Below are 8113 nucleotides of genomic sequence, written 5' to 3'. Positions count from 1 at the left end.
CGTTGGTGCTGCGTGTTGCGGGAGGCTGATAGCTCATGGCGTCGATCCTTGGGCGCGTCCAGCAGGGGAGGGAGAAATCTCCCCTGCTGGACGCGCCCAAGGATCGACGCCATGAGCTATCAGCCTCCCGCAACACGCAGCACCAACGCGCTGGCCGTGGTCAGCCTGGTTTGCGGCATCGCCGCGTGGTGCATCTTCCCGATGCTGGGGGCGATCGTGGCCGTGGTCTGCGGCCACCTGGCCCGCGGCGAGATCCGCCGTGCGCCGCCTGGCAGCATGGAGGGCGACGGCATGGCGGTCGCCGGCCTCGCGCTGGGCTATGCGCAGCTGATCCTGGGCACGCTGCTGATCGTGGCGGCGATCGCCTTCATTTTCCTGGGCTTCGGTCTGCACTTCTGGCGCTGACGGTGACGGACGCACGGGCGGCCTTCGACTTCCGCGGCTGGCGCGTCCTCGTCGCCGGCGGCAGCAAGGGCATCGGCCGCGCGATCGCGCTGGCGTTCGCGCAAGCCGGCGCGGCGGTGTCGATCTGCGCACGCGGCGCGGAAGCGCTGGCCGCCGCGCGCGACGCACTGGCCGAATACGGAAATCCGGTGCACGCCGCCGCCTGCGATCTTGGCGACGCCAAGGCCATCGCCAACTACATCGATGAAGCCGCCGCCGCGCTGGGCGGCATCGACGTGCTGGTGAACAACGCCAGCGGCTACGGCTTCGGCGAGGACGACGACGCCTGGCTCGCCGATTTCAACATCGACCTGATGGCGGCGATCCGCGCCTCGCGCTGCGCGCTGCCGCACCTGCAGGCCTCGCCGCACGCCTGCATCCTGCACACCAGCTCCATCGCCGCGCTGCGCCCGCGCAGGAGCGGGCCGGCCTATGCCGCGATGAAGGCCGCGCTCAGCCACTACACCACCTCGCAGGCGCTGCAACTGGCCGGGCAGCGCATCCGCGTCAACGCGATCGCGCCCGGCTCGGTCGAATTCGCCGGCGGCCTGTGGGATCGCGTGCGGCAGGACGATCCCGAACGCTACGCCGCCACGCTGGCGAAGATCCCGTTCGGCCGCTACGGCCGGCCGAAGGAAATCGCCCACGCCGCGCTGTTCCTCGCCTCGCCATACGCCGGCTGGATCACCGGCCAGACGCTGGCGGTGGACGGCGGCCAGCTGCTGAACGGATGAAGCCATGAACACACTGCACAGCACCGAGCGCTTCAGCGACCGCGTCGCCGACTACGTGCGCTACCGCCCCGACTACCCGCCGGCCATGCTGGACTGGCTGCACCGCGAGCACGGCGTGACGCCGGACTGGCAGGTCGCCGACGTGGGCGCCGGTACCGGCATTTCCTGCAAGCTGTTCCTCGACGCCGGCCACGCCGTGACCGCGGTGGAACCGAACGCCGCGATGCGCGAAGCCGCCGTCGCGTGGCTGGGCGGCAATCCGCGTTTCCGCGCCGTGGACGGCCGCGCCGATGCCACCGGCCTGCCCGATGCCAGCACCGACCTGGTGACGGTGGCGCAGGCCTTCCACTGGTTCGACCCGGCGAGCACGCGGCGCGAGTTCGCGCGCATCCTGCGTCCCGGCCGCCTCGCGGCAATCTTCTGGAACTCGCGCCGGCTCGAAGGAACGTCCTTCCTGGAAGGCTACGAAGCACTGCTGCAACGCCACGGCACCGACTACACCAGCGTCGCCGAGCGCTATGCCGACGACGACACCATGCGCGCCTGGTTCGGTGCCGGCTGGCGCGGCACCGCCCGCTTCGAACACAGGCAGATGCTGGATTTCGACGCGCTGCGCGGCCGCCTGATGTCGTCCTCCTACGCGCCCAAGGAAGATCATCCGCAGCATGAACCCATGCTTGCCGCGCTGCGCGAACTGTTCGACCGTTGCCAGCAGGATGGGCGGGTAAGCTTCGACTACGACACCCGCATCATCGTGGGTGAACTCCCGGAGACACCGGAAACACCCGAATGACCCGCTCCACCCGTCATTCCGGCGCAGGCCGGAATCCAGTGACCTTGTGGCCCGGGCTGGCATGCCCGTCACTGGATCCCGGCCTGCGCCGGGACGACGAGCAACATGGCTCGCTGCTCGCACTCTTTCTTCACCGGGATAGCTGATGTACGACCTGCTCCGCCCACTGCTGTTCGCGCTGGACGCCGAGACCGCGCACGGCCTCACCCTCTACGGCCTGGACGTGGCCCAGCGCAGCGAGCTTCTGCGCTTCGTCGCCAAGCCCGCCGCCGAGCTGCCGGTGGACGCCTTCGGCATCCGCTTCCCCAACCCGGTGGGCCTGGCCGCCGGACTGGACAAGAACGCCGATCACCTCGATGCGCTGGGCGCGCTGGGCTTCGGTTTCGTCGAGGTCGGCACGGTGACGCCGCGGCCGCAGGCGGGCAATCCGAAGCCGCGGCTGTTCCGGTTGCCGCAGCACGAGGCGATCATCAACCGCATGGGCTTCAACAACGCAGGCGTCGATGCGCTGCTGCGCAACGTGGACAAGTCCGGCTATCGCGGCGTGCTCGGCATCAATATCGGCAAGAACAAGGACACGCCGAACGAGCGCGCGGCGGACGACTATCTGCTGTGCCTGGAGCGTGTGTACGACCGCGCCACCTACATCACGGTGAACATCTCCTCGCCGAACACGCAGGGCCTGCGCGATCTGCAGGAAGAAACCACGCTGCGCCGTTTCATCGACACGTTGCGCGAGCGGCAGGAACAGCTCGGCTCGCAGGGCGGTGCGCGCAAGCCCATGCTGCTGAAGATCGCGCCCGATCTGTCCGAGCAGGAGCAGGACGGCGTCGCGGAAGCCTTGCTGGCCAGCGGCATCGACGGCGTGATCTGCACCAACACCACCGTCGACCGCGCCCTGGTGGCGAACGACCCGAACGGCCAGGAAACCGGCGGCCTGTCCGGCCGGCCGCTGTTCGCACACTCCACCGAGGTGCTGCGCGGCATGCGCCGCCGCCTTGGGGAACGCGTGCCCATCGTGGGCGTGGGCGGCATCCTCGAAGGCAGCGACGCGGCGGAAAAGCTGGATGCCGGAGCCTGCCTGGTGCAGCTCTACTCCGGCCTGATCTACCGTGGCCCGCGCCTGATCGCCGAATGCGTGGACGAGATCCGCCGTCAACGAGAATCGCGCAATGCCGCCTGAAAAAACCGACATGGGCGGTTACGCGCTCACCGAGAACGCCCCGCTCGCCGCGCGCAACACACTGCGCGTGAATGCACGCGCGCACCTGCTCGCCGAACTGCGCGACGCCGCGAAACTGCCCGAGCTGCTGGACTTCCCCGCCGTGCGCAACGCACCGCTGCTGGTGCTGGGCGAAGGCAGCAACCTGCTGCTGGCCAGCGACTTCGACGGCACCGTGCTGGCGATGGAAACCCGCGGCGTGCAGGTGGAGCAGGACGGCGACGTCGCGCGCATCGCCGTGGCCGCGGGCGAACGCTGGGACGACTTCGTGCGCTGGTCGCTGGGCCAGGGCTACGCCGGCCTGGAAAACCTGATCCTGATACCCGGCACGGTGGGCGCCGCGCCGATCCAGAACATCGGCGCCTACGGCACCGAGGCCGCCGAGTTCATCGAGAGCGTGGAAGCCTGGGACACCCGCGAGCGCCGCGTGGCCCGGCTGGACCGCGCCGCCTGCGCGTTCGGCTATCGCGACTCGCTGTTCAAGCACGAACCCGGCCGCTACATCGTCACCGCCGTGCGCTTCGCCCTGCCCCGCTCGCGCGAACTGCGCCTGGACTACGCCGGCATCCGCGAGGAAGTCGCGCGCATGGGCGTGGACAAGCCCGCGCCGTACCACGTTGCCGAAGCCGTGGTGCGCCTGCGCACGCGCAAGCTGCCCGACCCCGCGGTGATCGGCAACGCGGGCAGCTTCTTCAAGAATCCCGTGGTCGATGCTGCGCAGGCCGCGGCGCTCAGGCAGCAGCACCCGGAATTGCCCGTGTGGCCGCAGGCCGACGGCCGCAGCAAGCTCTCCGCCGCATGGCTGATCGAGGCCGCCGGCCTCAAGGGCCAGCGCGAAGGCGACGCCGGCATCTCCAACCGCCACGCCCTCGTGCTGGTGAACCACGGCCAGGCCAGCGGCGCGGAACTGTGGGCGTTCGCGCAACAGGTGATCGCCACCGTGGCGGCACGGTTCGGCGTACGGCTGGAACCGGAGCCGGTGGTGGTCGGCGCGCGCTGAGCGCGGTCGGGGACAGCAGCGGAACCCGCTGCTTTTGCCCGTCATCCCGCCACCCTCGACCGTATCGGGGCGCCCCTGCTTTTGCCCGTCGTCCCGACGAAAGCCGGGACCCAGTGGCGGCGACGCCCACCCGAGCCTCAAGCTCGCTGGATTCCGGCTTTCGCCGGAATGACGGCAAATACTCCCCGCCATCTTCAGCCATATCGAGAGCGCTCCCGCTTTTGCCCGTCGTCCCGGCGAAAGCCGGGACCCAGTGGCGGCGACGCCCACCCGAGCCTCAAGCTCGCTGGATTCCGGCTTTCGCCGGAATGACGGCAAATACTCCCCGCCATCTTCAGCCATATCGAGAGCGCTCCCGCTTTTGCCCGTCGTCCCGGCGAAAGCCGGGACCCAGTGGCGGCGACGCCCACCCGAGCCTCAAGCTCGCTGGATTCCGGCTTTCGCCGGAATGACGGCAAATACTCCCCGCCACCTTCAACCGTATCGAGGGCGCTCCCGCTTTTGCCCGTCGTCCCGGCGCAAGCCGGGACCCAGTGACTGTGATGTTCCACCTGAGCCTCGAGGCCGCTGGATTCCGGCTTTCGCCGGAATGACGGGAGGCGGAGTCGCTGGATTCCAGGCTATGCCGGAGCGACGGGAGGCTCCTCAGCGCTTCGCCGGCTTCTCGATATCCGGCAGCAGCAGCGCGCATATGCCGATCAGCGGCAGGTAGGCGCACAACTGGTAGACGTAGGCGATGCCGTCGAGGTCGGCCAGCTTGCCCAGCACCGCGGCGCCGAGTCCGCCCATGCCGAAGGCGAGGCCGTAGAACACGCCGGAGATCATGCCGATGCGGCCGGGCACCAGTTCCTGCGCGTAGACGATGATGGTGGTGAACGCCGAGGCCAGGATCAGGCCGATCACCACGCTGAGCACGCCGGTCCACAGCAGGTTCGCATGCGGCAGCAGCAGGGTAAACGGCGCCACGCCGAGGATCGAACCAAGGATCACCCACTTGCGCCCCACCTTGTCGCCCAGCGGGCCGCCGATCAGCACGCCCGCGGCCACCGCGGCGAGGAACACGAACAGGTGCACCTGCGCGCTCTGCACCGACACGTCGAACCTGTGCATCAGGTAGAACGTGTAGTAGCTGCTGATGCTGGCGATGTAGAAATACTTGGAGAAGATCAGCACCACGAGGATCAGCAGCGACGCCTTCACCATGCCCGGCGACAGCTCGCGCTGCGGTGCGCGGCGCGTGCGCGACTTGCCGCGGGTGGCGTGGTGGCGCGCGTACCAGTGGCCCACCTGCACCAGCACCACGATCGCCAGCAGCGGCGCCAGCGCGAACCAGGCCACGCTCTCGCGCCCGTGCGGCACGATGATCCACGCCGCCAGCAGCGGCCCCAGCGAGGCGCCGAAGTTGCCGCCCACCACGAACACCGATTGCGCCAGCCCGGGGCGGCCGCCGGAAGCCATGCGCGCCACCCGCGAGGATTCGGGATGGAAGATCGACGAGCCGGTGCCGACCAGCGCCGCCGCCGCCAACAGGATGGGGAAATTCGGCGCGGTCGCCAGCAGCAGCAGGCCGGCCAGGGTGAAGCCCATGCCCGCGGCCAGCGAATACGGCAGCGGACGGCGATCGGTCGCCATGCCCACCAGCGGCTGCAGCAGCGAAGCGGTGACCTGGTAGGTCAGCGTGATCAGGCCGACCTGGGCGAAGCTCAGGTGGAAGCCGCTCTTCAGCAGCGGGTAGATCGCCAGGATCAACGACTGGATCATGTCGTTGAGCAGGTGCGAGAAGCTGATCGCGCCCAGCACGGTGAACTGGGTGCGCTCCTCGGCCGCCAGCGGCGGGGCGGCAGGATTCAGCGGAACGGCGTCGGCGCGGGTCTGCATGGGACGTTCGGAAATCTCGGCAAGTGCGGGCGGCGCGCGTTGCATCCGCCACAGCCGCTACGATAATGCGCAGGCACGCGGCCCGCATACGTCTCTGGGTCAGATCCAGTCGAATTCGGGCCATGCGGACACCGCCGCCAGGTACCCTCCATGCGCCATACCCGCGTCGATGCCTACGAGAACGCCCCGCGCGACGTCGTGGCCACCGGCAACGACTACGCCGCCGGTTACGTGCTGCCCGCGCACGCGCACCGGCGCGGCCAGCTGCTGTACGCGTCCGCGGGCGTGGTCAGCGTGGTGACCGACCGCGGCAGCTGGGTGGTGCCGCCGCGGCGCGCGCTGTGGATACCGCCGGGCGTCCCGCACGAGGTGCACATGAGCGGCGAGGTTTCCACGCGCAGCGCCTATGTGCGGCCCGAAGCCGCCGATGCCGCCGGCCTGCCCGCGTACTGCCAGGTGATCGAAGTGTCGGTGCTGCTGCACGCGCTGCTGCTGGAGGCGGTGGACCTGCCGCTGGAATACGCGCTGGACGGCCGCGACGGCCGGGTGATGGCCTTGCTGCTGGACGAGATCCGGGCCATGCCCGCACTGCCGCTGAACACCCCGCTGCCCGCGGAGCCCCGGCTGCGCAAGCTGTGCCGCTCGGTACTCGCCGCCCCCGCGCTGGAGATCGACATCGACACCATGGCACAGCGCGCCGGCATGAGCCGGCGCCACTTCACCCGGCTGTTCCGGCGGGAAACCGGCATGAGCTTCGCCGCCTGGCGCCAGCAGGCCTGCCTGCTGGCCGCGCTCACCCGGCTCGGCGGGGGCGAGGCCGTCACCACCGTCGCGGTCGATCTGGGCTACGCCAGCGCCAGCGCATTCAGCGCCGCGTTCCGGCGTGCGCTGGGCGCGCCGCCCAGTCGTTACCTGATGCTCCAGAAGCGGCACGGCCGCGAAACCTGAGCACCGCGAAGTCGCCAGCCCGAGGAAAAGGGGGCCACGGCTGGCTCGGTTTGTTGCCTGGGGATGGTCTGATTCATCGACCGCATGCTCGTCATTCCTGCGGCTTTCAACGGCCGGCGGGCCGGTCAAGCAGGAGGCGCTGGGACGACGTGCAAAATCAGACCATCCCCAAGGCAGTCGATTGATCAGGCCTTCCCTGGAGAACGACAAGTTCGACAGGTCGGCCGTGCGCCTCTCCCCCGGTTGGGCGAAGAGCCAAAAAAAAGCCCCGACGATGCGGGGCCAAGACGGGCAACCAGTGAACCTGCGGATCAGATCTCCTGCAGGCGGTCAAAATCCTGGCGCCCCTCGATGGGTGCGGCAATGATGTTCTGGTGCACGCAGCCCGGGAAGTTGTTGTCCGTCGATCCGGCGAAGTTGTCCTTGTTGAACATGAAGGGCAAATGCGACCAGCAGCGATAGCCCAGTTCCTTCAGCGCGGAGATATCCGTCACGGCCTGCCCGATCGAGGCAAGGCGCAGGTAGATGATCGGCCTGCAACGCCGCACGGTCTCGTGCGCGCCGGCCAGCAGGGCGGCGGCGGCGCCGGGAAGGTTGATCTTCAGCAAGTGCAGTTCGTCCAATGCCTGCTCGTCCAGCGTGGAGGTGCGTACGCGCTCGGTCTGCGAGGCGCTGCTTTCGGGAAAGAGCTCGCCGAGCGAAGTGAAGCCCGACTGGCGGCCCAGCCACATGGCTTCCGCGTGGACGTTGCCCAACCCGTTCAGCGCCAGGTTGGCGCACAGTTGCTGGAACTCGATGCGGCGCGGCTCGGCGACGATGACGCGCCCCTGGTCGCCGACCGCCTTGGCCAGCCATAGCGCGTGGGCCGCGTATTCGCCGCCGAATTCCACGACGACCTGGCCCTCCTGCAGGAAGCTGCCGAGGATATCCAGTTCCTGTTCGATCCATTCGCCATATTGGCGAAGCGACTGGACGATCGGGTTGTCTTGATTCATTGCCGCCATGACGCCGTAACGGGTGTTCCAGAGGCGCCGGGAGTTGTCGACAGGTTGATGGTTGGTGTTCATGGTGAAATCCGTGATTGGGGAAGGAAA

Annotated in this window: 8 protein-coding genes; 6 read left to right on the top strand and 2 right to left on the bottom strand. The window is 68.8% G+C overall.

Going from position 1 to position 8113, the window contains the following annotated elements:
- Positions 1 to 111 precede the first annotated feature (111 nt).
- The 5 genes from PCA_RS10210 to murB all read left to right on the top strand — a co-directional run bounded on the left by PCA_RS10210 (position 112) and on the right by murB (position 4193).
- On the top strand, positions 112 to 405 hold the full coding sequence (locus PCA_RS10210) for a DUF4190 domain-containing protein (protein ID WP_181302501.1): 294 nt from the start codon (positions 112 to 114) through the stop codon (positions 403 to 405).
- A gap of 2 nt (positions 406 to 407) precedes the next feature.
- Positions 408 to 1178 carry an SDR family oxidoreductase gene (locus PCA_RS10205; protein WP_181302500.1) on the top strand — a complete coding sequence of 257 codons (771 nt, stop codon included), beginning with the start codon at positions 408 to 410 and terminating at the stop codon, positions 1176 to 1178.
- Between the two features lie 4 nt (positions 1179 to 1182).
- A complete protein-coding gene (locus PCA_RS10200) occupies positions 1183 to 1971 on the top strand; it encodes a class I SAM-dependent methyltransferase (RefSeq protein ID WP_181302499.1) in 789 nt (262 codons plus the stop codon).
- Between the two features lie 145 nt (positions 1972 to 2116).
- Positions 2117 to 3154, top strand: a complete 1038-nt coding sequence (locus PCA_RS10195; protein ID WP_181302498.1) for a quinone-dependent dihydroorotate dehydrogenase — start codon at positions 2117 to 2119, stop codon at positions 3152 to 3154.
- A 10-nt stretch (positions 3155 to 3164) separates the two neighbouring features.
- The gene (gene murB / locus PCA_RS10190) at positions 3165 to 4193 is read left to right on the top strand and encodes a UDP-N-acetylmuramate dehydrogenase (protein WP_181302506.1); all 1029 of its coding nucleotides are present in this window, start codon (positions 3165 to 3167) and stop codon (positions 4191 to 4193) included.
- 645 nt (positions 4194 to 4838) lie between these two features.
- Here the strand turns inward: murB and PCA_RS10185 are convergent.
- Entirely contained in the window at positions 4839 to 6071 is a 1233-nt protein-coding gene (locus PCA_RS10185) for an MFS transporter (protein WP_181302497.1), read from the bottom strand.
- A 150-nt stretch (positions 6072 to 6221) separates the two neighbouring features.
- Between PCA_RS10185 and PCA_RS10180 the strand changes: the two genes are divergently transcribed.
- The gene (locus PCA_RS10180; RefSeq protein WP_181302496.1) at positions 6222 to 7019 is read left to right on the top strand and encodes a helix-turn-helix transcriptional regulator; all 798 of its coding nucleotides are present in this window, start codon (positions 6222 to 6224) and stop codon (positions 7017 to 7019) included.
- 311 nt (positions 7020 to 7330) lie between these two features.
- On the opposite strand, the gene PCA_RS10175 is transcribed toward PCA_RS10180, so the two are convergent.
- Positions 7331 to 8086: an FkbM family methyltransferase gene (locus tag PCA_RS10175; protein WP_181302495.1), complete on the bottom strand. Its 756-nt coding sequence runs from the start codon at positions 8084 to 8086 to the stop codon at positions 7331 to 7333.
- Positions 8087 to 8113: the final 27 nt, after the last annotated feature.

The sequence above is a fragment of the Rhodanobacter sp. PCA2 genome (assembly GCF_013620825.1).
Classification (GTDB): domain Bacteria; phylum Pseudomonadota; class Gammaproteobacteria; order Xanthomonadales; family Rhodanobacteraceae; genus Rhodanobacter_A.
Note: the sequence above shows the minus strand (reverse complement) of the source record. Positions and strands in the feature narration are given on the sequence as shown.

Excerpts from the sequence above, each read along its gene's own strand:
- PCA_RS10200 (WP_181302499.1), top strand. The coding sequence starts at position 1,183 with ATGAACACACTGCACAGCACCGAGCGCTTCAGCGACCGCGTCGCCGAC.
- PCA_RS10180 (WP_181302496.1), top strand. The coding sequence starts at position 6,222 with ATGCGCCATACCCGCGTCGATGCCTACGAGAACGCCCCGCGCGACGTC.
- PCA_RS10175 (WP_181302495.1), bottom strand. The coding sequence starts at position 8,086 with ATGAACACCAACCATCAACCTGTCGACAACTCCCGGCGCCTCTGGAAC.
- PCA_RS10195 (WP_181302498.1), top strand. The coding sequence starts at position 2,117 with ATGTACGACCTGCTCCGCCCACTGCTGTTCGCGCTGGACGCCGAGACC.
- PCA_RS10210 (WP_181302501.1), top strand. The coding sequence starts at position 112 with ATGAGCTATCAGCCTCCCGCAACACGCAGCACCAACGCGCTGGCCGTG.
- PCA_RS10185 (WP_181302497.1), bottom strand. The coding sequence starts at position 6,071 with ATGCAGACCCGCGCCGACGCCGTTCCGCTGAATCCTGCCGCCCCGCCG.
- murB (WP_181302506.1), top strand. The coding sequence starts at position 3,165 with ATGGGCGGTTACGCGCTCACCGAGAACGCCCCGCTCGCCGCGCGCAAC.